At 73.3% G+C, this 26,744-nt stretch carries 20 protein-coding genes; 12 read left to right on the forward strand and 8 right to left on the reverse strand.

The annotated features are described in order from the left end of the window. Positions 1-231 precede the first annotated feature (231 nt). Positions 232-981, reverse strand: a complete 750-nt coding sequence (locus tag ACIF6L_RS12715; RefSeq protein WP_329485424.1) for an FCD domain-containing protein — start codon at positions 979-981, stop codon at positions 232-234. A 225-nt stretch (positions 982-1,206) separates the two neighbouring features. On the opposite strand from ACIF6L_RS12715, the gene ACIF6L_RS12720 reads away from it, so the two are divergent. The 8 genes from ACIF6L_RS12720 (at position 1,207) to ACIF6L_RS12755 (ending at position 11,370) form a co-directional block, all read left to right on the forward strand. Beyond that, positions 1,207-2,781: an amino acid permease gene (locus tag ACIF6L_RS12720; RefSeq protein ID WP_396489261.1), complete on the forward strand. Its 1,575-nt coding sequence runs from the start codon at positions 1,207-1,209 to the stop codon at positions 2,779-2,781. Continuing rightward, positions 2,778-4,133, forward strand: a complete 1,356-nt coding sequence (locus ACIF6L_RS12725) for a glutamine synthetase family protein (RefSeq protein WP_329485423.1) — start codon at positions 2,778-2,780, stop codon at positions 4,131-4,133. Before ACIF6L_RS12720 ends, ACIF6L_RS12725 begins: the two co-directional genes overlap by 4 nt. A 152-nt stretch (positions 4,134-4,285) precedes the next feature. Beyond that, positions 4,286-5,023: a gamma-glutamyl-gamma-aminobutyrate hydrolase family protein gene (locus ACIF6L_RS12730; protein ID WP_396489260.1), complete on the forward strand. Its 738-nt coding sequence runs from the start codon at positions 4,286-4,288 to the stop codon at positions 5,021-5,023. Further along, on the forward strand, positions 5,020-6,393 hold the full coding sequence (locus ACIF6L_RS12735; RefSeq protein WP_396489258.1) for an aldehyde dehydrogenase family protein: 1,374 nt from the start codon (positions 5,020-5,022) through the stop codon (positions 6,391-6,393). Before ACIF6L_RS12730 ends, ACIF6L_RS12735 begins: the two co-directional genes overlap by 4 nt. Before the next feature lie 5 nt (positions 6,394-6,398). Next, positions 6,399-7,166 carry a 3-oxoacyl-ACP reductase gene (locus tag ACIF6L_RS12740; RefSeq protein WP_352286669.1) on the forward strand — a complete coding sequence of 256 codons (768 nt, stop codon included), beginning with the start codon at positions 6,399-6,401 and terminating at the stop codon, positions 7,164-7,166. Between the two features lie 597 nt (positions 7,167-7,763). Further along, positions 7,764-9,854, forward strand: coding sequence for a transglycosylase domain-containing protein (locus ACIF6L_RS12745; protein WP_396489256.1), 2,091 nt, complete (start codon positions 7,764-7,766; stop codon positions 9,852-9,854). 134 nt (positions 9,855-9,988) lie between these two features. Continuing rightward, on the forward strand, positions 9,989-10,606 hold the full coding sequence (locus tag ACIF6L_RS12750) for a hypothetical protein (protein ID WP_396489254.1): 618 nt from the start codon (positions 9,989-9,991) through the stop codon (positions 10,604-10,606). After that, complete coding sequence (locus ACIF6L_RS12755) at positions 10,603-11,370, forward strand: isocitrate lyase/phosphoenolpyruvate mutase family protein (RefSeq protein WP_396489252.1); 768 nt, start codon at positions 10,603-10,605, stop codon at positions 11,368-11,370. The genes ACIF6L_RS12750 and ACIF6L_RS12755 overlap by 4 nt, the downstream gene beginning before the upstream one ends. A 74-nt stretch (positions 11,371-11,444) precedes the next feature. On the opposite strand, the gene ACIF6L_RS12760 is transcribed toward ACIF6L_RS12755, so the two are convergent. Then, positions 11,445-12,704 (reverse strand): pyroglutamyl peptidase, encoded by a 1,260-nt coding sequence (locus tag ACIF6L_RS12760; RefSeq protein ID WP_396489251.1) that lies wholly within the window; start codon positions 12,702-12,704, stop codon positions 11,445-11,447. Positions 12,705-12,869: 165 nt separating this feature from the next. Here ACIF6L_RS12760 and ACIF6L_RS12765 point away from each other — a divergent pair, with 165 nt between their 5' ends. Next, positions 12,870-14,093, forward strand: coding sequence for a saccharopine dehydrogenase family protein (locus ACIF6L_RS12765; protein ID WP_396489250.1), 1,224 nt, complete (start codon positions 12,870-12,872; stop codon positions 14,091-14,093). Between the two features lie 89 nt (positions 14,094-14,182). On the opposite strand, the gene rph is transcribed toward ACIF6L_RS12765, so the two are convergent. After that, positions 14,183-16,780, reverse strand: a complete 2,598-nt coding sequence (gene rph / locus ACIF6L_RS12770) for a rifamycin-inactivating phosphotransferase (protein WP_396489248.1) — start codon at positions 16,778-16,780, stop codon at positions 14,183-14,185. Between the two features lie 772 nt (positions 16,781-17,552). Between rph and ACIF6L_RS12775 the strand changes: the two genes are divergently transcribed. Further along, positions 17,553-17,783, forward strand: a complete 231-nt coding sequence (locus ACIF6L_RS12775) for a hypothetical protein (RefSeq protein ID WP_359808499.1) — start codon at positions 17,553-17,555, stop codon at positions 17,781-17,783. Positions 17,784-17,917: 134 nt separating this feature from the next. Here ACIF6L_RS12775 and ACIF6L_RS12780 read toward each other — a convergent pair whose 3' ends face one another. From ACIF6L_RS12780 to ACIF6L_RS12790, 3 genes are all read right to left on the reverse strand, one after another. Continuing rightward, on the reverse strand, positions 17,918-20,107 hold the full coding sequence (locus tag ACIF6L_RS12780; RefSeq protein WP_396489246.1) for an alpha-N-acetylglucosaminidase: 2,190 nt from the start codon (positions 20,105-20,107) through the stop codon (positions 17,918-17,920). A gap of 198 nt (positions 20,108-20,305) precedes the next feature. Continuing rightward, positions 20,306-21,226, reverse strand: coding sequence for an HD domain-containing protein (locus tag ACIF6L_RS12785; protein WP_396489245.1), 921 nt, complete (start codon positions 21,224-21,226; stop codon positions 20,306-20,308). Positions 21,227-21,462: 236 nt separating this feature from the next. Then, positions 21,463-22,398, reverse strand: coding sequence for an oxidoreductase (locus ACIF6L_RS12790; RefSeq protein ID WP_396489244.1), 936 nt, complete (start codon positions 22,396-22,398; stop codon positions 21,463-21,465). Positions 22,399-22,589: 191 nt separating this feature from the next. Here ACIF6L_RS12790 and ACIF6L_RS12795 point away from each other — a divergent pair, with 191 nt between their 5' ends. Beyond that, complete coding sequence (locus ACIF6L_RS12795; RefSeq protein WP_396489242.1) at positions 22,590-23,204, forward strand: TetR family transcriptional regulator; 615 nt, start codon at positions 22,590-22,592, stop codon at positions 23,202-23,204. 505 nt (positions 23,205-23,709) lie between these two features. On the opposite strand, the gene ACIF6L_RS12800 is transcribed toward ACIF6L_RS12795, so the two are convergent. After that, complete coding sequence (locus tag ACIF6L_RS12800; RefSeq protein WP_396489240.1) at positions 23,710-24,939, reverse strand: serine hydrolase domain-containing protein; 1,230 nt, start codon at positions 24,937-24,939, stop codon at positions 23,710-23,712. Between the two features lie 575 nt (positions 24,940-25,514). Here ACIF6L_RS12800 and ACIF6L_RS12805 point away from each other — a divergent pair. Then, positions 25,515-25,943: a peptidase inhibitor family I36 protein gene (locus tag ACIF6L_RS12805; RefSeq protein ID WP_359836164.1), complete on the forward strand. Its 429-nt coding sequence runs from the start codon at positions 25,515-25,517 to the stop codon at positions 25,941-25,943. A gap of 133 nt (positions 25,944-26,076) precedes the next feature. Here the strand turns inward: ACIF6L_RS12805 and ACIF6L_RS12810 are convergent, their stop codons facing one another. Then, complete coding sequence (locus ACIF6L_RS12810; RefSeq protein WP_396489239.1) at positions 26,077-26,721, reverse strand: TetR/AcrR family transcriptional regulator; 645 nt, start codon at positions 26,719-26,721, stop codon at positions 26,077-26,079. Positions 26,722-26,744: the final 23 nt, after the last annotated feature.

Consider the following 26,744-nt stretch of genomic DNA (forward strand, 5'->3'; position numbering starts at 1 on the left):
GTCCCGGCGCATGAGGCACACATGAGACGGCCCCGCCCCCCGAGACCGCGGGGGGCGGGGCCTGGCGCCGGTCAGGTACCGCGGGGTTCCTCACAGCTCCCGGACCTGCGGCGGGTTGCCGCCGGAGGAAATGGAGAGCGTCCCGTGCTGGATCTGGAGGTAGCTGTTCCTGACCAGCATCCCGTTGCCCTTGGCCATCGAGACGCTGCTGTCGCCGTAGGTGACGGCCCCTCAGGCAAGGAAGCCCCGGAGCAGGGCGGCCGTCCCGGCGAGGTGCTCCTCGGTGGCGCGGCGGGCGGCCTCGCCGTCGCCGTCCAGGATCGCCCGGACCATCGCCCGGTGCTGGTCGGCGGCGTGCTCGATGTTGCGGTCGAGCATCGGGATGGCGTTCAGCAGGTCGTTGAGGCGCATCCGGGCCTCGGCGATGCCGGTGGCCAGCGTGCGCGAGCCGGTGAGTTCGCCGACGGCGAGGTGGAAGCGCGAGTCCAGCTGGCGGTACCGCTCCGCGGGTGCGCCCTCCAGGTCGGCCAGCCGGCGCTCCAGGTAGGCGCGCTGGTCGGGGGAGAGGGTGCGCCGGGCGGCGGCCTCGGCGGCGCCGGTCTCCAGCACCAGGCGGTAGGTCAGCGCGTCCTCCAGTTCGCCGCCGAGGTCGCGGACGGCGCGGCGCAGCTCGCCGACGTCCGGCGGCGGCATCCGGTAGGTGACGAAGGTGCCGCCGTAGCGGCCGCGGCGCGACTCGACGCAGTCGGCCTCCTGGAGCGTGTGGAGGGCCTCGCGCAGGGTCTCGCGGCTGACCCCGAGCCGGGCGGCGAGGTCGCGTTCGGCGGGCAGGCGGTCGCCGTGCCCGAAGACCCCGAGCTTGATCGCCTGCAGCAGGCGTTCGACGGTCTCCTCGAAGGCGTTGCCGGTCCGGACGGGCCGGAAGATCGCTCCGGCCTGCCAGTCCAGGCGCGCCTGTTCGCGTGCTTCGTCGACGTCCACGCCGGAATCGTACCTATGAGCGCCCTCCGGCATGCACGTTCCGACTCGCGCTCCCGGGGCCCTTGACGCGGCCCTGCCGCTGGGTGAACGATGCTGCTCACCCACCTCAATGGTCTGGTTCCAGACCATTGGAGAGCCGCCCGACCGTCTGACCCGCCGGGAGCCGCGCACCACACCGCCGTGGTCGCGCACGGCCCGGCACACCCTCAACCCCCAGGGGTGCCCATGACCGACGAACGCTCACCCGACCACCCTGCCCCGCCGGTGTTTCCGGACGCCGCACCACCCGTTTCCGCCGACGAACAACGCCTCCGCGAGCTGGGCTACACCCAGGAGCTCGCCCGCTCGATGTCGGGATTCTCCAACTTCGCCGTCTCCTTCTCCATCGTCTCGATCCTGTCCGGCTGCCTCACCCTGTACGGGACGGGGATGAACGCGGGCGGACCCGCCATGATCATCTGGGGCTGGCCGGTGGTCGGCCTGCTGACGCTCTGCGTCGGGCTGGCGATGGCCGAGATCTGCTCCAGCTACCCGACCGCCGGCGGCCTCTACTACTGGTCCGCCAAACTCGCCCGCAGCCGGGGCCCGGCCTGGAGCTGGTTCACCGGCTGGTTCAACTTCCTCGGCCAGGTCGCGGTCACCGCCGGCGTCGACTACGGCGCCGCCTTCTTCACGAACGCCTTCCTCAGCCTCCAGTTCGGCTTCGCGGCCGGCCCCGCGCACACCGTGGAGATCTTCGCCGTCATCCTGGTGCTGCACGGCCTGCTCAACACCCGGGGCGTGCGGCTCGTCGCCTTCCTCAACAACCTGTCCGTCTGGTGGCACCTGGTGGGCGTCGCCGTCATCGTCGGGGTGCTCGTCCTCGTGCCGGACCGGCACGCCTCCGCGTCCTTCGTCCTCACCGAGTTCGTCAACAACACCGGCTTCCACAACCAGCTCTACGTGGCCATGCTCGGTCTGCTCCTCGCCCAGTACACCCTCACCGGCTACGACGCCTCCGCGCACATGACCGAGGAGACCCAGGACGCGGCCCGCTCCGGCCCGCGCGGCATCGTCAACGCCATCACCGTCTCCCTGGTGGCCGGCTGGATCCTGCTGCTCGGCATCACCTTCGCCATCCGCGACTACGACGGCGCGCTGCACAGCGACACCGGGGTGGCGCCCGCCCAGATCTTCATCGACGCGATCGGCACCAACGGCGCCGAGCTGCTCCTGCTGATCGTCATCGGCGCCCAGTTCTTCTGCGGCATGGCCTCCGTCACCGCCAACTCCCGCATGATCTACGCCTTCTCGCGTGACGGCGCACTGCCCGGCTCCGCCCTCTGGCACCGCATCGACCCGCGCACCCAGACTCCCACCAACGCGGTCTGGCTGGCGACCGGCGGCGCGCTCCTGCTCGGTCTGCCCGCGCTCTGGAACTCCACCGCGTACACCGCCGTCACCTCGATCTCGGTCATCGGCCTGTACATCTCCTACGTCATCCCGGTCTACCTGCGGCTGCGCCAGGGCGAGACCTTCCCGCGCGGCCCGTGGCACCTGGGCCGCTGGAGCCGGGTGATCGGCACCGTCGCGGTCGGCTGGACCGCCGTGATCACCGTCCTGTTCATGCTCCCCACCGTCAGCCCGATCACCGCCGAGAGCTTCAACTACACGCCCGTCGCCGTCACCGTGGTGGTCGGCTTCGCCGGCCTCTGGTGGCTCGCCTCCGCCCGCCACTGGTTCACCGGCCCCCGCATCCACGAGACCCCGCCGGGGCCCGCCGCACCGGACGCCGAAGACGCCGAACTGGAGATCCGTTGAACAGCAGGCTCACCCTCGACGAGTTGCGCGCCCGCGTGGCCGACGGCTCCGTCGACACCGTCGTGCTCGCGATGACCGACATGCAGGGCCGCCTCCAGGGCAAACGGGTCGCCGCCGGCTACTTCCTGACCGACGTCGTCCCGAACGCCGCCGAGGGCTGCGGCTACCTGCTCGCCGTCGACATCGACATGAACACCGTGGACGGCTACGACATCTCCTCCTGGGAGAGCGGCTACGGCGACCTCACCCTGCGCCCCGACCTCGCCACCCTGCGCGCGGTGCCCTGGCACCCGGCCACCGTCATGGTCCAGTGCGACATCACCCAGCACGACGGCACGCCCGTCGCCGTCTCCCCGCGCCAGGTGCTGCGCCGCCAGCTGGACCGGCTGGCCGGGTACGGCTGGCAGGCCCAGGCCGCCACCGAGCTGGAGTTCATCGTCTTCCGGGACACCTACGAACAGGCCTGGGACAAGGACTACACCAAGCTCACCCCGGCCAACCAGTACAACGTGGACTACTCCGTCCTCGGCACCGGCCGGATCGAACCCCTGCTGCGCAGGCTGCGCAACGGCATGGCGGGCGCCGGCCTCACCGTGGAGTCGGCGAAGGGCGAGTGCAACCTCGGCCAGCACGAGATCGCCTTCAAGTACGCCGACGCCCTCACCACCTGCGACGACCACTCCGTCTACAAGACCGGCGCCAAGGAGATCGCCGCGCAGGAGGGCTACAGCCTCACCTTCATGGCCAAGTACGACGAGCGCGAGGGCAACTCCTGCCACATCCACCTCAGCCTCCGCGACGAACAGGGCGCGCCGGTGTTCGCCGGGGACCGGCCGAACGGGTTCTCCCGCACCATGGAGCACTTCCTGGCCGGACAGCTCGCCTGCCTCGCGGACTTCGCGCTGCTGTTCGCCCCCACCGTCAACTCCTACAAGCGGTACGTACCCGGCAGCTTCGCGCCCACCGCGATCGCCTGGGGACGGGACAACCGCACCTGCGCCCTGCGGGTGGTCGGCCACGGTCCCTCGCTGCGCTTCGAGAACCGCGTCCCCGGCGGCGACGTCAACCCCTACCTCGCGGTCGCCGCCCTGATCGCGGCCGGCCTGCACGGCATCGAGCAACAGCTGGAGCTCGAACCGGAGTTCACCGGGAACGCCTACGCCTCCGACGCCCCCCGGGTACCGGCCAACCTGCGCGACGCGGTCACCGCCTTCGAGCGGAGCGCCGCCGCGGGCGAGGCCTTCGGCAAGGACGTCGTCCGCCACTACGCCCACGCCGGCCGGGTCGAACTCGCCGCCTACGACCGGGCGGTGACCGACTGGGAGCGCCGCCGCGGCTTCGAACGGCTGTGACCGCGCCCGACGACCCCGACCGACACCGATGCCCCGCCCGACACCGACCCGACACCGACCCGACCCCGGGCGACCGACCCCGGGCGACCGACACCGACGACCGAGCCCGACACCGACCCCGCCCCCGGCGACCGCGACCACAGAGAGCGACCGTGAACCCTGACCGACGCCCCCTGATCGGCATCACCAGCTACCAGGACGAGGCCGCCTGGTCCGTCTGGCGCCAGCGCGCCAGCCTCGTCCCGCAGACCTACGTGGACTCCGTCGCCGCGGCGGGCGGCACACCCGTGCTGCTACCGCCGCAGCCCGGCGACGCCGGCCCTCTGCTGGACGCGCTGGACGGCCTGGTGCTGGCCGGCGGACCCGACATCGACCCCGCCCGCTACGCCGCCGAGGCCGACCCGCGGACCGGCCCACCGCACCAGGCCCGCGACGACTGGGAGCTGACCCTGCTGCGCGGCGCCCTCGACCGCGACCTGCCGGTGCTCGGCGTCTGCCGCGGCATGCAGCTGCTGAACGTCGCCCTCGGCGGCACCCTCCGGCAGCACCTGCCCGAGCGGAGCCACCAGATCGTCCCGGCCGAGTTCGTCCGCCGCCGCGTCGACGTCGAGGCGGGCAGCCGACTGGCCGCCGTCCTCGGACCGGCCGCCGAGGTCAACTGCTACCACCACCAGGCCACCGACCGCACCGGAAGCGGGCTGCGCGTCACCGCCCGGGCCGACGACGGGACGGTCGAAGCACTCGAACTGCCCGGCCACCGCTTCGCGCTGGGTGTCCAGTGGCACCCCGAGACGGACCCGGACGACCCGCGCCTGTTCCGCGCGCTCGTCGAGGCGAGCCGCCTTCCCGCCGATCGCGCTTGCGCACGCCCCAGGGAGACGACCCGATGACCGACCCCGACCTCTACCAGGTGGTCAACCCCGCCACCGAGGAGGTGATCAGCACCGTCGAACTGGCCGGCCTCGCCGAGACCGACGCCGCCGTCGCCCGCGCCCGGGCCGCCTTCGACACCTGGCGCCGGGTCGCCCCCGCCGACCGGGCCCGGCTGCTGCGCGCCTTCGCCGCCGCCGTCGACGGCGACCGGGAGCACCTCGCCGCCCTGGAGGTGGCCAACGCCGGCCACACCATCGGCAACGCCCGCTGGGAGGCCGGCAACGCCCGCGACGTCATCGAGTACTACGCCGCCGCTCCCGAACGGCTCTTCGGCCGGCAGATCCCGGTGGCCGGCGGCCTTGACGTCACCTTCCAGGAACCGCTCGGCGTCGTCGGCGTCATCGTGCCCTGGAACTTCCCGATGCCGATCGCCGCCTGGGCCCTGGCCCCGGCGCTGGCCGCCGGCAACACCGTCATCGTCAAGCCCGCCGAACTCACCCCCCTCACCGCCCTGCGGCTGGGCGAACTCGCCCTCGAAGCCGGCCTCCCCGAGGGCGTGCTGCAGATCCTGCCCGGCCGCGGCCCGGTGGTCGGCGCACGCTTCGTCACCCACCCGGACGTGCGCAAGGTGGTGTTCACCGGCTCGACCCGGGTCGGCAAGGAGATCATGGCGGGCTGCGCCGCCCAGGTGAAGCCGGTCACCCTCGAACTCGGCGGCAAGAGCGCCAACCTCGTGTTCGCCGACGCCGACCTCGCCAAGGCCGCCGCCACCGCCCCCTACGCCGTCTTCGACAACGCCGGCCAGGACTGCTGCGCCCGCTCCCGGATTCTCGTCGAGGCCTCCGTCCACGACGAGTTCATGGCGCTGCTGGAGCCGGCCGTGCGGGCCGTGCGGGTCGGCGACCCGGCCGACGAGAAGACCGAGATGGGCCCGCTGATCTCCGCCGCCCACCACGCCCGGGTCGCCTCCTACGTCCGGGACGAGTCGCCGGTCGCGTTCCGGGGCACCGCCCCGGACGGCCCCGGCTTCTGGTTCCCGCCGACGGTGCTGGCGCCCGTCCGGCACGACGACCCGGCGTTCACCGAGGAGATCTTCGGACCGGTCGTCACCGTCGTCCCGTTCCGCGACGAGGAGGACGCGCTGCGGATCGCCAACGCCACCGAGTACGGCCTCTCCGGGTCCATCTGGACCAGGGACGTCGGCCGCGCACTGCGGGTCTCCCGCGGCGTCGAGGCCGGCAACCTCTCCGTCAACTCGCACTCCTCGGTGCGCTACTCGACGCCCTTCGGCGGCTTCAAGCAGTCCGGGCTCGGCCGCGAGCTCGGCCCGGACGCCCTCGCCGCCTTCACCCAGACCAAGAACGTCTTCATCTCCACGGAGGAATGATCAGCATGAGCGAGCGACTCGACGGCCGGGTGGCCGTCATCACCGGCGCGGGCAGCGGCATCGGTCTGGCCACCGCCCGGCGGTTCGCCGCCGAGGGCGCCAAGGTGGTCTGCGTGGATCTCGACCCGGAGACCGGGTCCAAGGCCGCCAACGAGGTCGGCGGCCTCTTCATCCAGGCCGACGTCACCGACGAGGACGCCGTCCGCGACCTCTTCCAGCGGGCCGTGGACGAGTACGGGCGGCTCGACATCGCCTTCAACAACGCGGGCATCTCCCCGCCGGACGACGACTCGATCCTCACCACCGGTCTGGACGCCTGGAAGCGCGTCCAGGAGGTCAACCTGACCTCCGTCTACCTCTGCTGCAAGTACGCGATCCCGCACATGCAGCGCCAGGGCAAGGGCTCGATCATCAACACCGCCTCCTTCGTGGCGGTGATGGGCGCCGCCACCTCGCAGATCTCCTACAGCGCCTCCAAGGGCGGGGTACTGGCGATGTCGCGCGAGCTGGGCGTGCAGTTCGCCCGCGAGGGCATCCGCGTCAACGCCCTCTGCCCGGGGCCGGTCAACACCCCGCTGCTCCAGGAGCTCTTCGCCAAGGACCCGGAGCGCGCCGCCCGCCGCCTCGTCCACATCCCCGTCGGCCGCTTCGCCGAGCCGGAGGAGATCGCCGCGGCGGTCGCCTTCCTGGCCTCCGACGACTCGTCCTTCATGACCGCCAACACCTTCCTCGTCGACGGCGGCATCTCCGGCGCCTACGTCACCCCGCAGTAGTCCCCACCGCACCACCAGGACCGGCCGGCGCACCGCGGGATGCGCCGGCCGGCCGCTTGACGATCACTGACCGTGGCGTCCGGGGCGACGTCGCGGCGATCTCGCGTGGGCACTCCGTGAGAACGCTCCGATGTGAGGCTCCGGCCACCGTGAAGCGGAAACCCGGTGTGCGTGCAACCTTTCGACCCGCTCACCGCATCTACCTGATGTCAGGGTGCTGTGAGGGGGAGGGGTGCTTCAGGTGTAGTCACGGACACGCGGGCCCGGGGCGGGTGCCGGCGCCCGGTCGCCGCCGGACCGGTGGTCTGTCAGCGTTCTCCTCATCGGCGGGGCCTTCTCGGGAATTCACCGGAGGCCCTTTTCCCGCATGCCGTCCGAAGAAATGCGCGGCGGAATTCACGGCTGGACTCCGGGTATCTGTGACACGGCCGGGACATTGCTGTTCGACTGATCGTTCGATGCGTCAGAAATGGGCGCTAGCATTCCGGCATGGCTTCTCAACTTCCCCCGATATGGAATGCGTCCGACGCCGGAGAGAACCCGCCGGCGCGAAGTTCGCCGCTGCGGCTGGTCCGCCACGGTGGGACCTTCCTGGGCGTGAGCGTGGTGTCCGGTGCGCTGCTGGCCGGGGTGGCGCTGCCCGCCGTCGGCGCGTTCGGGCTGACCGCCAAGAGCACGGCGGAGAGCTTCGAGGACATTCCGGGCGAATTCAAGACGCCGCCGCTGACGCAGGCCACGCAGATCTTCGACGCCAAGGGCGGGCTGATCGCCAAGGTCTACGAGCGCGACCGCACCGTCATCCCTGCCGACCAGATGTCCCCGTTCATGCGCCAGGCGCAGGTCGACATCGAGGACGCGCGGTTCTACGAGCACGGCGCCGTGGACCTCAAGGGCGTGCTGCGGGCGGCCGGCAAGAACGCGGAGAGCGGCACCGCCTCGCAGGGTGCCTCGACGCTGACCCAGCAGTACGTGAAGAACGTCAATGTGGAGAAGGCCGGCGAGGACCAGGCGGCCGTCCTGGAGGCGCAGCGCAAGACGCTGGGCCGCAAGATCCAGGAGCTGAAGGTCGCCATCAAACTGGAAGAGGAGATGACGAAGGACGAGATCCTCACCAACTACCTGAACATCACCTTCTACGGTCACGGCGCGTACGGGGTGGAGGCGGGCTCGCAGCGCTACTTCGGCAAGAGCAACAAGGACCTCACCGTCGCCGAGGCCGCCACGCTGGCCGGCATGGTGCAGAACCCCTCGCTGTACGACCCGGTGCGCTACCCCGAGAACACGGTGAAGCGCCGGAACGTGGTGCTCGACAAGATGGTCGAGAACAAGCACCTCACCGCGGACCAGGCCAAGGAGGCGAAGGCCGCGCCCCTGGGTCTGCAGTACCGGGAGCCGCAGAACGGCTGCATCACCGCCCAGGCGGGCATGGGCTTCTTCTGCGACTACGTCCGGCACGTGGTGAAGCAGGACCCGGCGTTCGGCGCGAGTGCCGCCGAGCGGAAGAAGTTCTGGGACCAGGGCGGTCTCAACGTCTACACCACCATGGACCCGGACAAGCAGGCCGCCGCCCAGAACGCGGTGACCACCAAAGTGAAGGTCACCGACTCGGTGTCGGCCGCCGCGACGATGATGGAGCCGGGTACCGGCAAGATCCTGGCGATGGCCCAGACCCGCCCCTACGGCCTGGACGCGAAGAAGAACCAGACGGTCGTCAACCTCAACGTCGACGCGGCGATGGGCGGCGGCAACGGCTTCCAGCCCGGGTCGACCTTCAAGCCGATCGTCGCGGCCGCCGCGATGGAGGCGGGCCTGTCGCCGGTCACCGAGTACTCCTCCCCGAACAAGCTCGAGTACCCGACGATGAAGACCTGTGCGGGCACCTGGAAGAACACCGACAAGCCCAAGACCGTGGTGCCGAACGAGTCCGCCAGTGAGAAGGGCCCCTACCAGCTGAAGGAGGCGATGGCCCGCTCGATCAACACCTACTTCGTGCAGATGGAGCAGGAGATCGGCCTCTGCTCGGTCAAGCAGATGGCGAACAAGCTCGGCATCACCACCCGGGCCAGCGGCAAGCCCCTGGACGAGGTGCCGGCGATGGCGCTGGGCGTGGAGGAGATGAGCCCGCTGACCATGGCCAACGTCTACGCGACCTTCGCCGCCGGGGGCAAGTACTGCGCCCCGACCGCGATCAACAAGATCACCACCGTGGACGGCAAGGACATCGCCGTCCCGGCCGCCAACTGCGGCCAGGCGTTCTCCGAGTCGACGGCCCAGGTGCTGAACACCATCCTCAACGGCGTGACCGCGGACGGCACCGGCTCGGCGCTCAACCTGGAGGGCGACCGGCAGATCGCCGGCAAGACCGGCACCTCGGACAAGAAGCGGGCCGCCTGGTTCAGCGGTTACACCCCGCAGCTCGCCACGTCGGTCTGGCTCGGCGGGCCGGCCGGCGGTGTCGAGATGCGCAACATCACCATCGGTGGCAAGCACTTCTCGGAGGTGTTCGGTGCCGACGGCCCCGGCCCGATCTGGCAGCTGGCGATGAACCTGGCCCTTCGCGGGGAGCCGAAGAAGTCCTTGAAGATGGCCGACATCCCCGACCCGGCGCCGAAGACCGACCCCAACGCGAGCGGCTCGACCCCGCCGTCCGCTCCGCCGGCCACCACCCCGGCCGGTCCGCAGCGCTGACGCCCGCGGCTGGTCAGGGTGCGCGCCCCGACCACCTGCCGTGGTTCTCCCGTCGCCGGGCTGCCGGACAACCGGGCGGCCCGGCAGCCCGGCGGCTCAGGGGCGGTGTCGGAGGCGCCCGTTAGCCTGGCGCCATGCCTTTGCTGAGTCACGCCGTGCTGACCGACCCGGAGTTCCTCGTCCCACCGGTCCCCGACTCCCCGCCGGGCGGCGTCGCCTGGCTGAGGTCGTCCGTCGCGCGCTTCAGCAGCGGCGCGGCCCACCGCCGCAGACGTGCGCTCGCGGAGGCCGAGCTGGCGTCCGTCGACCCGGACGCTCTTCGGCTGCGGGCGGCCGAGCGGGGGGACGGGCCGGTCGAGGTGCTCGCCGAGGCGCTCGGCCTGCCGCCGGAGGTGGCCGGGGACGTCGCCGTCGTGGCGGCGTCGTACCAGCCGCACACCGCGGTCACGGAGGAGGCGGACCGGGCGCTCGCCCGGCTGGTCGAGGTGTGCGGAGGCGTCGCCGACGAGGCCACGGCCAACCGGATCGGGCTGCTCGTCCAGGCCTGCGACGCGACCAAGGCCCTGGTGGCCCACACGGTGGCGGGGCGCACCGATCCGCCGGTGCCCCTGACCCGCCGGGTGGCGCCGGACGGCACGCTCGTGGAGGTCGGCCTGGCGGACGAACCGTTCGGCGCCGGCCCGCACGCCTGCCCCGGCCGTGCGCACGCGCTCGCCCTCGCGGCCGGCCTGGTGGAGGCGACGGCCCGATGACCACCGCCTTCCACGCCCTGCACCACGCGGACCGGCCGTTGCTGCTGCCCAACGCCTGGGACTTCGCCTCGGCCGCGGCGCTGTCCGCCGCCGGGTTCGCCGCCATCGGCACCACCAGCCTCGGCGTGGCCGCGGCCAACGGCATTCCCGACGCCGCGGGCCTGGCCCGGGACGAGACCGTGGCACTGGCCGGGCGGCTGGTCCGGCTGCCCTGTCCGGTCACCGTCGACATCGAGGCCGGCTTCAGTGCGGACCCGGCCGAAGTGGGCGACCTGGCAGTCGAGTTGGCCGAGCTGGGAGTCGCCGGGGTCAACCTGGAGGACGGCCGCGACGACCACCTGGCCGACCCCGCGGCGCAGGAGGCGCTGGTCCGCGAGGTGAAGCGCCGGGCGCCGGGGATCTTCCTCAACGCCCGCACGGACACCTACTGGCTCGGGGTCGAGGCCTCGGTGCCCGCGACGCTGGACCGGGCGCGACGGTACGTGGACGCGGGCGCCGACGGCGTCTTCGTGCCCGGCCTGGCGCGCGAGGGGGACATCGCCGCCGTGACGGCCGCGGTGCCGGTCCCGGTGAACGTCCTGCACCTGCCGGCGCTCGGCCTGGACCGGCTGGCGGAGCTGGGCGTGCGCCGGGTCAGCACCGGCTCCCTGCTGTTCCGTGCGGCCCTGGGCGCCGCGGTCGGTACGGCGGTCGCCGTCCGGGACGGCGGACAGCTGCCCGCCGGCATCCCCGGCTACGCGGAGGTCGACGCGCTCAGCGGCTAGCCCGGGGCCGACCGGCCGGGGTGGCCGACGCCGCCGCACGGCGCCGGCGCCGGACACCCCGGCGGTCCGGGGGTTCACGGCGTGGCGTGGCGGAGGATGTCGAGGACTTCGTCGGTGATCGCGGCCTCGTTCCGTTCCAGGTCCGGGCCGGTGAGCCGGTCGGCGTGCTCGGGGAGGCCGGTGAGCACGGGGGTGTGGAGGTGGCCGCCGGGCAGCCGCGGGGCGAGTTCCAGCCGCAGTCGGTTGGAGCGGTAGGCCACCTCGTTGGACAGGTACCCGCCGCCCCCGCCCTCGACGGCCCGGGAGCCCGGGGTGGGACCGTCCTCGCGGTCGACCGGCGCGCCGCCCCCGGCGGGGATCTCGGTGACCACGGTGTTCAGCTGGACGGGGTACGGCTGCTGCACGGCGGTCATGGCCGCGGCGGGCAGGGTGGTGGCGATGAACTCGGCACCGGGCCCCATGCCCGGGGCGGTCACCGGGTGCTCCCGGGTGCCGCCGGAGAGCGTGCCGGTGTTGTCCGGGTACGGGTCGGCGGAGCGGGCGCGGCCGGCCCAGGCCTCCACGGTGAACAGCCCGGGGTAGCCCTGGCTGATGGTGGTGATCTGGTCGGCGGACCGCGGGCCGGGGGAGAGGCGCGGACCGAAGGCGCGCTCGACGATGCCGTGGTCGAAGTCGGCGTAGCGGACGGGGAGCAGTACGGCCCGGATCTCGGCCCGGGTGCCGTCCGCCAGGGTGATCCGCAGACCGTTCAGCCGTAGGGCGGCGGCGCCGGAGGGGTTGGCGCGACGGAGCTCGCCGTCGAGGCCGAAGGGGTCGAAGCCGCTGACGAACACCCGGCGCAGGCCCGGCGTCCCGCTGAACTCGTTGTCCAGCAGCCCGCGGGAGGCGTCCTCGAACCGCGAGCGGAGGTCGGCGGTGTCGACGGGGAAGGCGGGCTGCCACTGGGCGAGCCGGACGGTCATGGCCAGCCGCGTCCAGTAGAGCGGGCGGTCGTCCCGGGCGGGCAGGTCGCCGCCGCGCCGCCGGTCCTGGGCGCGGTCCACCGCCGCCCGCCAGAGCGCCCGGCCCCAGGCGTCCACGAGTTCCCGGGCCTCGGCGGCGTTCCGCGCGGAGCACAGGGCGGCGGGGAACCTCCCGACGAAGTCACCGAGCCCGGCCCGCTCGGTGAAGGCGGCCGCCCTCGGATCCGCCAGCCGTGCCTGTTCGGCGTCGACCGGGGGCGCGGTGGCGGTGCGACAGGCGGGCTGGGCCTGGGCAGCCGCGCTGGTCGGGACCAGGGGGAGGGCGAGCGCGCCGACGAGGCTCGCGGCCAGGAGATAGCGGGTGCATGTCATGAAGTGTGACATTACATCGGTCTGCTGACGCTCCGCCAGATCGCCCCCGGGCGGCCTGCCCCGCCGCTGCCGGCGGCGCCGGGCCCCGGCGTGGACGGTTGACACCGTCGTGCCCCGGTCCCTAGCGTGAGGCGCTCCGTCATTACCGGCCGGTAGGGAACGCTCATGGATGCCGAACGCCCGTACGACCTGGTCCTGTTCGGTGCCACCGGATTCACCGGCGCGCTGACGGCCGAGTACCTGGCCCGGAACGCGCCGGCCGGCTGCCGCTGGGCGCTGGCCGGCCGCAACCGGAGCAAGCTGGAGGCGCTGCGCGCGCACCTCGCCACCCTGGAGCCGGGCTGCGCCGACCTCCCGCTGCTCATCGCGGACTCCACCGACCCCGGCTCGCTGCGGGAAGTGGCGGCCGCGGCCCGGGTGGTGGTCTCCACCGTCGGCCCCTACCTCAGCCACGGGGAGCCGCTGGTGGCCGCCTGCGCGGACGCCGGCACCGACTACGTCGACCTCACCGGCGAACCCGAGTTCGTCGACCGGATGTACCTGCTGCACCACCGCCGGGCCGTCGAGACCGGCGCCCGGCTGGTGCACTCCTGCGGCTTCGACTCGGTGCCGCACGACCTGGGAGTGCTCTTCACCCTGGAGCGGATGCGCGAACTCGGCGCCCTGCCCGACGGCGCCGCGGTCTCGGTACGGGGCTTCGTCCGGGCCGGCGGGACGTTCTCCGGCGGCACCTTCGCCTCCGCGCTGACCGCGATGTCCCGCCCCCGCGCGGCCGCCCGGGCCGCGCGGGAGCGCCGCGCCGCCGACCCCCATCCGGCCGGCCGCAGGATCAGCGCCGAGGCCGGCCCGGTCCGGCGGTCGGCCGAGGCCCGCGCCTGGGCGGTGCCGATGCCCACCATCGATCCGCTGGTGGTCGCCCGCTCGGCCGCCGCACGGCCGGACTACGGCCCGGTCTTCCGCTACGGCCACTACGCGGCGGTCCGGCGGCTTCCGGTGCTGCTGGCCGGCGGCGCCGGACTCGCCCTGCTGGCGCTCGCCGCCCAACTGCCGCCGCTGCGAAGGGCGCTGACCGGCCTGCGCAAGCCCGGCGCGGGGCCCAGCGCCGAGCAGCGCGCGGCCTCCTGGTTCACCGTCCGCTTCGTCGGTGAGACCGGCCCCGGGCACCGGGTCTTCACCGAGGTGTCCGGGGGCGACCCGGGTTACACGGAGACCGCCAAGATGCTCGCCGAGTCGGCGCTCAGCCTCGCCTACGACGAACTGCCGCCCACCGCCGGCCAGGTCACCCCGGCGGTGGCGATGGGCAGCGCGCTGATCGACCGCCTGACCGCGGCCGGTCTGCGCTTCACCGTCCTGGACGCTCCGCCGGCCACCGCCCCGAGCCGGGGTTAGCGCCGGGCACCACGACGGCAGGGCGCCAACGCCCCGGCCCGCCCCGCCCCGGCCCGCCCCGGCCGGGCCGGGCCGGGCCGGGGCGTCGGTCAGGACAGGATCTCGACGAACCCGTCGGTCCCGTGCACGCGGATCCGCTGCCCGTCCCGGATCAGCCGGGTGGCCCGCTCGACGCCGACGACGGCCGGCAGGCCGTACTCCCGGGCGATGACCGCGCCGTGGGTCATCAGGCCGCCCACCTCCGTCACCAGCCCCGCGATGCCGACGAACACCGGCGACCAGCTGGGGTCCGTGAAGGCCGTGACCAGGATGTCGCCCGCTTCGAGATCGGCCTTCGCCATGTCGAGGACGACACGGGCCCTTCCCTCGACCGTCCCGGCGGACACCGGTACGCCGACCAGGGCCCCGGCCGGCACGTCGTCGCGCCGGTACGACCCGGTGAGGGCCTCACCGTCCGAGGTGAGCACCCGGGGCGGCGTGAGCGCGTGGTACGAGCGGAACGCGTCCTCGCGCCGCCGGAGGAGCCCGGCATCCACCCGGTGCGTTCGCACGACGGTGTGGAGTTCCTGGAACGTGAGGTGGAAGGCATCCTCCCGCTCGGTCAGCACACCGGCCTCCACCAGGCGTTCGGCCTCCCGGAGCAGGGCCTGCTTGTAGACGGCGTAGCGGCTGATGATGCCGTACTTGGGGTACTCCCGGTACCCGATGAAGGTGCGGACCCGGTCGATCATCGCCTTGGTCTCGGCGGCCTTGAGGTCCCCCTCCGGCAGGGCCCGCAGGCGGGTGAGCACGTCCTGTTCCTTCTGCTCGGCCTTCCGCCGCCCCTGCTCGAAGCGGCGCGCGGCGGCGCCCGGTTCGAAGTTCCGGACGTGGTCGAGGATCACGGGCACCAGCGTGTCGGGGCGCTCGCGCCACCGCGGCCTGGTGATGTCGATCTCGCCGACGCAGCGCATGCCGTACCGGTCGAGGTAGGCCTCGATGGCGTCCCGCGCCTCGGTCCCGCCCGCGAGCTTCGCCAGGTCGTCCAGGAAGTCCTCGTCCCCGACGCCCCGCAGGAACGCCACCACCTCCGGGTGCGGGCGGATCACGTCCGCGACGTCGAGCAGCGCCAGCCCCATCTCCGACGTGACGTTGCCGGGGGCGGACAGCGTCAGGGTGTCGGCCGCGTTCTTCTCGCCCAGCCACTCCCGCAGCTTGTCGTTGAGCCACCAGGTGGCCTCCATCCCCGCCATGATCGCCTGGAGGCTCAGCGGGTCGCGGAGCACCCGCTTGTGCTCCTCGAAGGCCTCCAGCAGGAAGTCGAACAGCGCCGGTCCGGTCTTCGTCCGGATGTCGCGCTCCAGAGCGGCGACGGATGCCCGGCTGCGTTCGATCAGCCCGGTGACGATCGCCGGATCGGTCGCGATCGGGGTGGGCGCGCCACCGGCCGGCGGGCCGACGGGCGCCGCGTCCGGGACCGTCGGGACGAAGTCACCGCGGTCCAGGACGGTCTCCAGCGCGTCCCTGACCAGCGGATCGCCCCTCCCGATGAGGTCCAGGAGAGCGACCCGGCCGGTGGGCGAGGCAAGGCGCGGGGTGACGTCCACGAACAGCCTGCCGCCGGCCTCGTGCATCGCCACCATGGCCGTCAGCTGCCACATGGAGTACCCCAGCGGCTTCATGGGGTCGGTCATCATCTGACCGTGACCGACGGAGACGTAGACGTGGTTCTCCCGGTCGCCGCGCTCGGGGACGGGGAACAGCGTCGTGACCGGCCGGCTCTGCACGATCCGGAAGCCGTCGTCGACCAGGCACCACTCGATGTCCTGCGGGGTGCCGAAGTGTGCCTCGATCCGCCGCCCGAGCCGCACGAGCCGGAGGACCTGCGCATCCGTCAGCGCGGGCTGCTCGCGGCGCCGCGGCTCGACCGCCACCTCCCGCGTACCGCCGCCCGGCAGGGCGTACAGGGCGCGCTCCTTGGCGGCGATCGTCCGGACGACGACCTCGTCGCCGCGCACCTTGAAGACGTCCGGGTTCACCAGCCCGGAGACCAGGGCCTCGCCGAGGCCGAAACCGGCGTCCACGGTGGCGACCGTCCGGTCGCCCGTGACGGGGTCGGCCGTGAACAGGATGCCGGCCGCCTCCGGGAGGACCATCCGCTGCACGACCACGGCCATCCGGACCGTACGGTCGTCGATGCCGTTGCGCCGGCGGTAGACCACCGCCCGCTCGGTGAACAGCGAGGCCCAGCACAGGCTGACGTGCCGGAGGACCGCCGCCGGCCCCACGACGTTCAGATAGGTGTCCTGCTGGCCGGCGAAGGAGGCCGTCGGCAGGTCCTCCGCCGTCGCGCTGGAGCGGACGGCGTAGGCGGCCCGCTCGCCGAACCGGCCGAGTGCGCCGGTGATCTCCGCCGCGAGGTCGTGGGGGAGGGCGATCTCCTCGACGGCCCGGCGAATCCGCGCGCTGAGGGTGCGGACCCCTTCGCGGTCGTCCGGGTCCAGGCGCGAGAGTCGGTCGAGAAGACCGTCGATCGACGGAGCCTCCGCCATGATCCGCCGGAAGGCGTCCGTCGTCACGCAGAAGCCGTCCGGTACGTGGACGCCTTCGATCCGCGCGAGCGCGCCCAGGTGCGCACCCTTGCCGCCGACGATCGCGCTCTGGCTCTCGTCCGCCTCATGAAGATCCCGCACGTACTGCTCATTCATTGCCGTACCTCCGGGGCAGCCGTCTTCCCTTGCGCTGCGGCGGCCGGTCGGATCACCGGCGCCCGCGATTTCGTCGAACTTCCTGTCGAGCACGTTCCTCATTCCCGCCGGCCGTTCCGCCGGCGCGTCGGCCGGGGCGTACCCCCACGCATCCGCACCGGTCACCGGCGACTCCACCGCTGGCCCCGCCACTGGTCCTGCCACTGGTCCTGCCCCTGATTCGACGCCACCGTGCCCGCCGTGCGTCGACAGCGACACACGGCCGGCGCACCCCGATTTCCGCAGGTGGTGGCTTCGGCCGACGATTCTGCACCGTGCCGGGGGCCTTGCGGCAAGCCCCCCGCTGCGCTATATCTTGATAACGGCAAGGAGAGTTCTCTCCTTGCCTTCGCCATTTCCGGGCCCATTCCCGTGCGATGGAATGGCGAGCTTCTCGCCCGTGCGGGCCCACCGCCGTCCGCCGGATCCGGAGGTGGAGCGGGTGGGGCGGGTGGGGTGGTTCGCCCGGCGTGGTGCGTGAGGTGGGCACGTTCCGGGTCCGCACCAGTGGTGCTGCTGTTTTCGGCCGAGCCGCGTCGGACCCGGGTGGGTTGTGCAGGCGTTTTCACAGGTGGCGGCGCCGGTTCCGGTTTGCGGTGCTCCATGATCCGATGGCTTCCGGCCGAACTTCCCGAGGCCCATTGCCGCCGGTGCCGGGACTGGTGGAGGCTCCCCTTCAGACAGCGAGGGTGCGGCCTCCAGGTGTTCCTCTACGAGATTGGACTACACCATCATGGCGATTCGCAGAGTGGTCTCCTCCGTGGCCCTGGCCGGCGTTCTGGCCGGTGGCGCGCTCCTGGCGGCCCCGGCCGCCCAGGCGACCGGCTTCACCTACGTCGGGATGTACCCGAGCGCTGCCGCGTGCGAGACCGCGGGCAAGGCCTACGTGTCGTCGGGCCAGGCGGTCACCTACTTCTGTGACGCGGCCCCGAACACGGCCCGCCTCTCCGTCTGGTTCTACTGATCCGCCGGCTGGATTGACCCGCGGGGCCGGTACCCGGAAGGGTGCCGGCCCCGCGGTCCGCCAACGGGGCATGTCACCGGTAGGGCCCGGCCGTTGTCGGAACCGCGTGGAACGGGTGGCGCTCACCGCCCCGTTCAGCCCGGCAGGGCCTTCGCGACCTCCCGCGCCAGGTCCACCTGGTTCCCCGAGGGGGAGGTCGGAAGCGGCCCGGTCTGCCGCGACCATGCGTCGTCCATGGCGAACCAGTCGATCGCCGCCGGCGGCGCGCCGCTCGTCAGAGCCTCGTCCAGCGACGAGAAGTAGGAGCTCCACCGCCGGGCGTAGAGGCCGGCGACCAGGCCCGCCCACTCCCGGTTCGCGTAGTCGTGCAGCCCGTGGACGTCGCTCGGGACGCGGCCGCTCCAGTTCGCCAGGACCGACCGTGCGTCGTACTCCAGCCGGTCGCGCTCCGCCGCGTCGGCGCCCCACGAGCGGGCGGCGGCGATCCACGGCCCGACCATGGACCGCGCGTCGGTCCCGGACAGGCGGTCGACCAGCGCGAGGTCGGTCTCCCACTCGCGCACCAGCGACCGGAACAGCGTCCGGTTCCGCGCGTGGTAGGCGCTCGCGATCTGCGGCAGCAGCGCTCGTGCCCGGTTGTCCAGCGCCTGCCGGGCGACGTTCACCAGGTCGAACCGGTACGCGTCGCAGGACCGCAACGCCGGTGGCACCAGCAGCAGTTCGTCGAGCGCGGCGCGCACCCGTGCCGGGTCGTAGCGCATCGCCGGGGGGCTCCACGTCGCGGCGGTCGCCACGGTCAGGCTCGGGCGCGCCGCGAACAGGCTGTCCTGCGCCTCGCTCCACCGGCCGGACGGCATGCTGTACGGGCCCTGCCGAAGGGCCTCCCACGCCGCCGCCGCATGCGGGTCGGCCGCGCCGTAGCGGCGCGCCGCGTAGGCGGCGAACCACGCGGCCTGATCGATTCCGGCGGGCTCCCAGGCGAGCCGGCCGAACAGCTCGAACGCCGCAGGATCCGTCCCCACCGCCTCCGGCAGGTACGCGATGCCCTGCAGTGCGCTGCCCGGCTTGGTCCGCCACTGCTGGAACCGCCGCACCCACACGGCCGAGTTCGCTCCCGGCGAGGTGTGGCCGCCGAAGTTCGGGATCGTCCCGAAGGCGTACGGGGCGCCCTGCCACTGCGGCTCGCGGTCGAGCCCGTCGTAGCGGTCGGCCAGGCCGTCCAGGATCAGCATCCGGCCGCGGTCCACCCCCGACAGCACGGCGCCCGACGGGTTGCTCTCCCAGCCCAGGATCGCCCAGGTGGCCTTCGGGTGCGCCGCCAGCAGGGCCCGCTGCACGGCCCCGGCCGCGGCGCTCACGTCCACCGGCCCCGCGGTGCCGCCCTCGTGCAGCAGGTCCATCTTGTACATCGCGCTGTCGCCGAACGCCTCGCGCTGAGCGCGGTAGTAGGCGGCCGCGAGTCTCGGGAAGGCCGCGCTCGTCGGGTCGAGCCAGTCGGGACGGTCGAGCCCCACCCAGGTGCCCTGCGGTACCACCCTGGCGTCGGCGTTCCTCGCCGCGAAGCCGGGGGGAACGGTGCCGAAGAAGCCGGGCAGCACCGGTGTCATCCCCAGACCGCGGAGGTGGTCCGCGATCCGTCGGCCCAGGGCCGCCCGGGCGGTGAGCAGCCGCTCGGACTCCGGCCCGCCGACCCCGCTCAGGTTCTGCAGCAGCCACCAGCTCTGGTGCGCGGGGGCCGGGATCCACGACCGCAGCTCGGCGGCGCTGTAGCCGAAGCCCTGGAGCGCCTGGTAGTAGGGGAGTTCGGCGCCGGTCTGGACGAACACCTCGTTGAAGCCGTGGAGCGCCAGGACGTCCGCCTCGTGCTGGTACGCGGCGAAGTCCCGGTAGGCGCCCGAGTAGCCGGCGTCGGTGTCGTTGAGCGCGTAGCGGTGCGGGACGACGGCGGTGCGGCCGACCGGGGAGCCGACGCCGGGCAGGACGGCGGGCAGCGCGCCCAGCGAGTCTCCCGGCAGGCCGATGTCCACGTCGGCGACGTTCTCCAGGTACCAGCCGGCTCCGGTCAGCAGACTCGCCGGCGACGTCCCGGACACCGTGACGGCCCCTGCCGTGCCGGACACCGAGAACGAGTCCCCGCCCGCCCCCTTGGCGACCGGGACCAGCGTGAACTGGTCGTGCTGCGCCGGCAGCAGACGCGCCAGAGCGGCGGCCGCCGGACCGGGATCGAACGCCGGCCCGGCGGCCGCGCCGGCGGGAGCCCCGGCGAGCGCCCCGGACACGGCCAGCGCGAGCGCCAGCCCCGACCGCCCTACGGTGGAAGCCATGGTCACCGGGATCTCCCATCGAGTGCGGGGCGGGTCCAGTCCTTCCTCGAATATGGGGGCCGAGGGGCCGCTGCCGGACGTTCTGGCGGCCGGTTCGGCGGCGGGGGCGCGGCGTTCACCCGTTCGACGCACCCGGGGCCGAAGTCGAGCTGCCCCGGCGCGGGCGTCACGGCAGGCGGCCCCGCCCCTTCCGCGCGGTCAGGCGTCGGTGCCGGGGTCGGCCCGGTCGAGGGCGGACGCGAGGATGTCGTGCAGCTCCTGAGTGGTCGTCAGGTACCGGTGCTCGGGGCGGTTGTCGCCGGTGTCGAGGTCCACGTCGTCGAGTTCGGTCTCGCCGCTGCTCCAGACGGTGATCATGACGGCCCGGCGGCCGGCTTCGAGGGTCAGCCAGGCGCTGTTCTTGAGCCGGCCGTCGTCCGGGGAGTGCCCCAGTTCGGTGGCGATCCCGCGTGCGCGGACAGCCGGCTCGTTCGCGGCGAACCAGTCGGCGAGCGCGTGGGTGAGGTCCGGCAGCCGTGGGCTGCCCCCCGCCGTGGGGTGGGCGAGCTGGAAGGCGAGCCGTTCGTCGGCCCGGTCGCCGATGCGGGAGAGCACGGTGTCCAGGTCGATGAACTCCTCCCAGGCCGACCTCCCGCTCGCCGCGGCGAGCCTGGCGACGACGAGGTCTTCGAGCCCGGGGACGCGCTTGTTCTTCCAGCTCGTGTCGGCCAGGCTGACCAGGAGGTCCTCCGTCCCGGCCGCCTCGGTGGCCCAGGCGGCGTGCGTCGCGGCGAAGCGTGCCCGGTCGGCATCGACGCCCCGGGCGAGGAGGAGGTCCCGGCCGGCCTCCTCGTGCCGTGCGCCCGGAGCGGACAGCTCGGCGGGGTGCAGCGTCTTGCCGATGTCGTGCGTGGCGGCGCCGAACAGGACGGCATCCGGGTCGATCCCCAGATCGAGGCCGCGGGTGGCGAGCCATTCGAGGAGTTGCCCCGCGACGTCGTGGACCACGCGGAGATGGGCGACCAGACGTGGCGGAGCGTCGACATCGTGCAGCAGTTCGGCTGCTTCGATCGGCAGCGGCCGCAGCCGGGGCCGGTCGGTGTCCTGGAGGGCGATCGACAGTACTCGGGAGGTCGTCACCGCGACAGGGTAGCCGGTGGTATCGGACGATTCAGGGGTTTGCCGTAAGGCTCCTCCCGGCCTCCCGGCCCCCTGGCCCCCGGCCCCCCGGCCCCCTGGCCCCTGGCCCCTGGCCCCTGGCCCCTGGCCTCCCGGCCTCCCGGCCTCCCGGCCCCCAGTCCTCGGTCGAGGTGTCCGGAGGTCCACCATGGAGTCCCTTCGTCGTCCTGCTGTCCTGTCACGGTGCTGACGACCCTTCAACCGGCGTCCGGGAGCCCGTACCGGACCTCGGTCAGCCGCTCGGACAGCTCCCAGAGCCGGCGCCCGGTCTCGGTGTCGGCCGCGGCGGGTGCGAGTGCGACCCGAACCGGGGCGCCGCGCAGTTCGCCGGGGCCGCTCGGGCCGATGAACTCGCCGCTCGCCAGTCCCGGCCGGGTCGCCGCGTAGAGCTGGGGGAGTGCGCCGCGGTCGGGGTGCTGGCCGAGCGGCCGGGCCAGCCGGCCGAAGAGGAAGCGGTACAGGGCGGTCGGTGTGCCGGTGACGATGTCGGTGGCGCTGAAGCCAGGGTGGGCGAGCAGGCTGCGCACCGGGCTCCCGGCGGCGGTCAGCCGCAGGTGCAGTTGCCGGCCGAAGACCGCGTTGGCGAGCTTGGACTGGTTGTAGAAGGCCATCGGCGCGTAGTGCCGCTCACCGGCGAGGTCGTCGAAGCGGATCCGCCCGCGCCGGTGGTTGAGAGAGGTGACGGTGACCACCCGGGGGTCGCGGCCCTCGGCGAGCAGGTCGAGGAGCAGCCCGGTGAGGGCGAAGTGGCCGAGGTGATGGGCGGCGAACTGCAGCTCGTGGCCCTGGGCGCTCAAGGTGCGTGGCGGCGCCATGACGCCGGCGTTGTTGACGAGGACGTCCAGCCGGCCGTGGTCGGCGCGCAGGCCGGCGGCGAAGGCGCGGACCGAGGCGAGGTCGGCGAGGTCGAGTCGGCGCACCTCCAGTCGTGCGCCGGGCTGGTCGGCGCGCAGCTCCGCGACCACCCGCCGGCCCTTCTCCTCGTCGCGCACCGCCAGCACGACGTGGCCACCGCGGTGGGACAGCGCGCGGGCGGTGGCCAGGCCGAGGCCGCTGGTGGCGCCGGTGACGACGAAGAGCCTCCCGGTCTGGTCCGGAATCTGCTCGGCGGTCCACTTCTGATGTTCAGTCATGCGGCACATGCTGACGTTGCTGTCACTCGGTGTCAAGATGCGCCCGAGTGCCGCCCAGGGCATCGCGCTACCATGACCCGGTGACCTCCCGCCCCGCTTCGGACCGTCCTGCTCCGGACCGCCCCGCTTCGGACCGTCCCGCCCCGGACCGTCCCGAACCGACCCGGCCCGCCGGCCGCCCCGGTCTGACCATGGCCGAGCGCAAACGCCGGCTCGTCGCCGCCGAGTTGGCCGAGGCGGCGCTGCTCCTGCTGGCGGAGAAGGGCTTCGAGGCCGTCACGATCGACGAGATCGCGGTCACCGCCGGGGTGTCCAAGCGGACGTTCTTCCGGTACTTCGCCTCGAAGGAGGACGTGGTCGTCCAGGTGCTGGCCGATCTCGGCCCCGGGATGTGCGCCGAACTCGCCGCCCGCCCCGCCGCGGAACCGCCCTCCGTGGCGCTCCGTCACGCGGTCTGGACCACGCTCGCCGCCTGCGCCGACGGCCCGGACCACGCCGGCCACGGTGACCGCGCCCTGCGCGTGGTGCAGCTGATCGTGCGGACGCCCGCGCTGCTCGGCCGCTTCCTGGAACGGCAGGCGCAGTGGCGCGACGAGCTGGCGGCCGAGCTGGCCGCCCGCCTCGGGCTCGATCCCGCCACCGCGATGTACCCGCCCCTCGCGGCGGGGATGGCACTGTCCGCCTTCGACACGGTGCTCCGCCGATGGAGCGACAGCGACGGCGCCGAGGACCCGGCCGCGCTGATCGACCACGCCTTCGCCGTCCTGGCCCCGGCCCTCGACGCGGTCGGGGCTTCGCGGGCGTGACGACGTCCGGACCGCGACACGGTCGCGGTGCCCGGGCGTGCCCACGGGCTTGCGTCCGGCCCGCGGCTGCGGCGGGGATCGCGGGCGTGATCAAGGGTGTCATGTTCGACTTCTCCGGGACGCTCACCCTCGACGGCGCACAGGGCCTGCGCGACCGCCCGCGGTACCCGGCCCCGCAGGTGCCGCTCACGGCCCCGACCGCGCCGGCCCGCCCGGCCTGGCCGCCGCCACGGCGAACGACGGCCAGGCCCAGGAGATGCGGCAGAAGGTGGATGCCGCTGGGAGCGCCGTCGCGCAGGCCGACTCCGGTGCGAGGCAGGACAACTGACGTACCCGCACACTGCCGCGGGCGTTCCACCTGGTAGGGCGAAGGGCCTGCGCCTCTCCCCGGAGGGGCAGGCCCTTCGCCCTACCTGCGGTCATCCGGTCGCCCGTCGAACCCCGGACCGCGGACGGTCGCCCACCCGGGCCGGCGCGCGCCGGCCGACCGCTGCCCGACACGTTCTCAGCCGAAGTCGGGGATGGGGTGGTCGGGGGCGAGTGCGGCGGCGATGCGCTGGGCGATGGTGTGGGCGCTGTGGCCGCCGGGGGCGGTGGGGCCGTCGGTGGTGGAGACGGCGATGGCCAGGTGCTCGCACGGGAGGTAGTTCTGCGAGGCCGAGTAGCCGAAGAACAGCGGGTGCTGGGAGATCCATTCGTTCAGCACGAGCACGCCCATCCCGTAGTGGGTGGCCGGGGTCTGCGCGATGCAGACCGTGGCGGGGCACTTCTCGGTCGGCGTGCCCAGGCCCACCGTCCCCGGGTTGAGGAACTCCCGGTAGGAGGACGGGGAGAGCAGTTCGCCCGAGCCGAGGCCGACGGCCGAGCGGGCCAGGTCGCAGATGTCGGTGGTCTCCACCGCGCCGGGTGCGGTGGTCCACGAGGGGTTCCAGAAGGTGGACTCCTCGTAGGTGCCGCGATCGGAGGTGAAGGCGTGCAGGACGGGTGTCGGGATGTCGGGCGTGAAGCTGTTGCTGGTCTCGTGCAGTCCGAGCGGGCCGGTGACCAGCTGCTGGAGCAGGACGTCCAGCCGGGTGCCGGTGATCTTCTCCAGCGCGGCGCCGAGCAGGACGAAGTTGGCGTGCGAGTAGCTCCAGTTGGTCCCCGGCTCGTACCAGAGGTCCTGGCCGGTGGAGATGCCCACCAGTTCCTCGGGGGTCCACTGGCGGAACGGGTCCGCGTAGACCGTCTCGCCGAAGCCGGGGCTGGTGACGTAGTCGACGAGGCCGGTGGTGGAGGCGCCGAGCATCCGCAGGGTCATCCGGTCGCCGTAGTCGTGCGGGAGGTCGGGCAGCCAGCGGCCGATCGGGTCGTCGAGGCGGACCTTGCCGTCGTCGACCAGCCGCAGGAGTGCGGTGCCCAGGTAGCTGATCGCGATGTTGCCGTTGCGGAAGTGCATCGCGGGCTCGGCGGGGACCCCGGTCATCGACTCGCCGAGGGCGGAGGTGAGGAGTTCGCGCCCGTCGACGGTGACCCGCAGGATCACGGACTTGAGGTCCATCTCCGTTCTGGCCTGCTCGGCGATCCGCAGCACGTCGAGCGCGGCGCCCTCGGTGGGGGCGGCGGAGCTGACGCACGGTCGGTGGTGGCCGGCGGTTCCGGCCGCACCACTGGCGGTCGTGACCGGGGCGCCGAGGGCGACGAGCGCGGTGGCTGCGGCGAGGCACAGCAGGGAGGTCCGGCGGGAGGGTCTCATCCCCGCAGTATCGGCACGGGAGCCCCGGTGCCCCGCCCTATCGGCCCCCGACCCGCGCGGGCGTCACCCGTCGGGCCCGCCGCCGGCGTCCTCGCCGCGTACGTGCGGCGCCGCCCGCCGGTACCGCTGCCTTGTCCGCGGCCAATCCGGGTTGTCCGCCGCCCAGCTGCCGGTTGCCGCCTTCCTGTAGATGGACAATCACATCGGGTCGCAGGGTGGGGCCACCACCGGTTCTTCGGACGGGGTGGTGGGTCCCGTGGCGCAGCCGTTCCTGCCGAGGAGCACGGCCGGCACACGTCGCGGCATCCTCGGGTTCCGGCGCTCGGTCGCGAACGGCACCGCACCCGGGAACTGGTCCGGTCCACGCAGCGCGGGACGGCCGACACCGGCAGCACGAGGTCCCCGGGGCGTGAGCCCGTTCGGCAGGGGGCGCCGGTGGTCCCAGTACCGCCGGGCGTCCGAGCACCGCCGGGTGTCCCCAGCACCGCCGGGTGTCCCCAGCACCGCCGGTCGTCCGAGTACCGCGCACGGAGAGTACGGCAAACCGCACGATCCACGAGGAAGAGGAAGCACACATGGTGAAGCACTTCGCCCTGGCCACGGCCGGTGCCGTCCTGATGATCGCCTCCGCGGCCGGCACCGCCGCGGCCCAGGCCCCCGCCGGCGAGACCGGCGCCGCTCCCGCCGTGATCCAGCCGATCGCCGTCGGCGCCGACTCCCTGGCGACGGTGTGGGACAACTGTCTGCACGGCCAGGCGTGCCTGTTCTCGGACACCAACGGCGGCGGCCAGCTCTGGGTGGTGCCCAGCGCCGGGTCCTTCAAGCTCGCCAACTTCGGGATGAACGACAGGACGAGCGCCTTCTGGAACAGGAGCGGCGGCACCCTGAGCCTGTTCGACGGCTCCGGCTACACCGGGTACCTGATCGGCTCCGGGCCCTACGGCGCACCGGTGAACGTCCCGTGGGGGGTCAACGACAAGGCGAGCTCCGTCACGCTCTACTAGAGGTCGCCGCGTACCGGCCGTCCGGGCCGCCCGGGCCGCCCGGGCCGCCCAGGTCCTCGGTGTCCTGACCGCGGCACGGTGGCCGGTCCCCGCGCGATGCGATCGCGGGGGGACCGGCCACCGCCGGGCGGGTTCACTCGGCCACGGCCGAGCGGGCCGCGCGGCAGGTGTCGTTCTCGACGGCCGCGGCGGTCCGGCCGCGCAGGCGCGCGATGCCCACGTCCAGAGCGGCCTCCAGGTGGGTGGTCGCGCCCGTGGTGAGGAGGATCAGCACGCCGCCCTGGATGCCGGCCAGCAGGGCGGCGGCCTCGCGGTCGGGGTCCAGGTGGGGGTCGGTCTCGCCGGCGTCCCGCAGGTGGCGGATGCCCGCGGCCAGCTGTTGCTGCCACCGGTCGAGCAGGCCGCCGGCCACGGTCCGCGTGGCGTCGGTGGCCGGGCCCAGCTGGGCGAGGGCGGTGTGCAGCGGACAGTTGGTGCCCTGGGCGCGGTAGCGGGCGACGACCTTGTCGCGCCACCGCTGCCAGGCGGCCCACGAGGTGAGGGAGCCGAGCTCCGGCTGCTGGTCGTCGATCACCCGGGCCGCCTCGTGCCGGGCCACGGCGAGGAGCAGCTCGTCCTTGCCGTCGGGGAAGTAGTGGAACAGCTGGCTCTTGCTGGTCGCCGTGTGGGCCATGACGTCCTCCAGCCGCAGCGCGAACACGCCCTGGACGCGGATCTGCTCGGCGGCGCCCTCGACGATGCGCTGCCTGGTCGCGGCGCCCTTGCGGGTGAGCGGCATGTGTCCTCCCGGTACGAGCTGTC

Source organism: Kitasatospora sp. NPDC086009 (genome assembly GCF_044540385.1).
Lineage (GTDB): Bacteria > Actinomycetota > Actinomycetes > Streptomycetales > Streptomycetaceae > Kitasatospora.

Bases quoted from the DNA above. Each gene is read 5' to 3' on its own strand.
- ACIF6L_RS12720 (WP_396489261.1), top strand. From the start codon at position 1,207: ATGACCGACGAACGCTCACCCGACCACCCTGCCCCGCCGGTGTTTCCG.
- ACIF6L_RS12735 (WP_396489258.1), top strand. From the start codon at position 5,020: ATGACCGACCCCGACCTCTACCAGGTGGTCAACCCCGCCACCGAGGAG.
- ACIF6L_RS12740 (WP_352286669.1), top strand. From the start codon at position 6,399: ATGAGCGAGCGACTCGACGGCCGGGTGGCCGTCATCACCGGCGCGGGC.
- ACIF6L_RS12750 (WP_396489254.1), top strand. From the start codon at position 9,989: ATGCCTTTGCTGAGTCACGCCGTGCTGACCGACCCGGAGTTCCTCGTC.
- ACIF6L_RS12755 (WP_396489252.1), top strand. From the start codon at position 10,603: ATGACCACCGCCTTCCACGCCCTGCACCACGCGGACCGGCCGTTGCTG.
- ACIF6L_RS12760 (WP_396489251.1), bottom strand. From the start codon at position 12,704: ATGACATGCACCCGCTATCTCCTGGCCGCGAGCCTCGTCGGCGCGCTC.
- ACIF6L_RS12765 (WP_396489250.1), top strand. From the start codon at position 12,870: ATGGATGCCGAACGCCCGTACGACCTGGTCCTGTTCGGTGCCACCGGA.
- rph (WP_396489248.1), bottom strand. From the start codon at position 16,780: ATGAATGAGCAGTACGTGCGGGATCTTCATGAGGCGGACGAGAGCCAG.
- ACIF6L_RS12775 (WP_359808499.1), top strand. From the start codon at position 17,553: ATGGCGATTCGCAGAGTGGTCTCCTCCGTGGCCCTGGCCGGCGTTCTG.
- ACIF6L_RS12780 (WP_396489246.1), bottom strand. From the start codon at position 20,107: ATGGCTTCCACCGTAGGGCGGTCGGGGCTGGCGCTCGCGCTGGCCGTG.
- ACIF6L_RS12790 (WP_396489244.1), bottom strand. From the start codon at position 22,398: ATGACTGAACATCAGAAGTGGACCGCCGAGCAGATTCCGGACCAGACC.
- ACIF6L_RS12795 (WP_396489242.1), top strand. From the start codon at position 22,590: ATGGCCGAGCGCAAACGCCGGCTCGTCGCCGCCGAGTTGGCCGAGGCG.
- ACIF6L_RS12800 (WP_396489240.1), bottom strand. From the start codon at position 24,939: ATGAGACCCTCCCGCCGGACCTCCCTGCTGTGCCTCGCCGCAGCCACC.
- ACIF6L_RS12805 (WP_359836164.1), top strand. From the start codon at position 25,515: ATGGTGAAGCACTTCGCCCTGGCCACGGCCGGTGCCGTCCTGATGATC.
- ACIF6L_RS12810 (WP_396489239.1), bottom strand. From the start codon at position 26,721: ATGCCGCTCACCCGCAAGGGCGCCGCGACCAGGCAGCGCATCGTCGAG.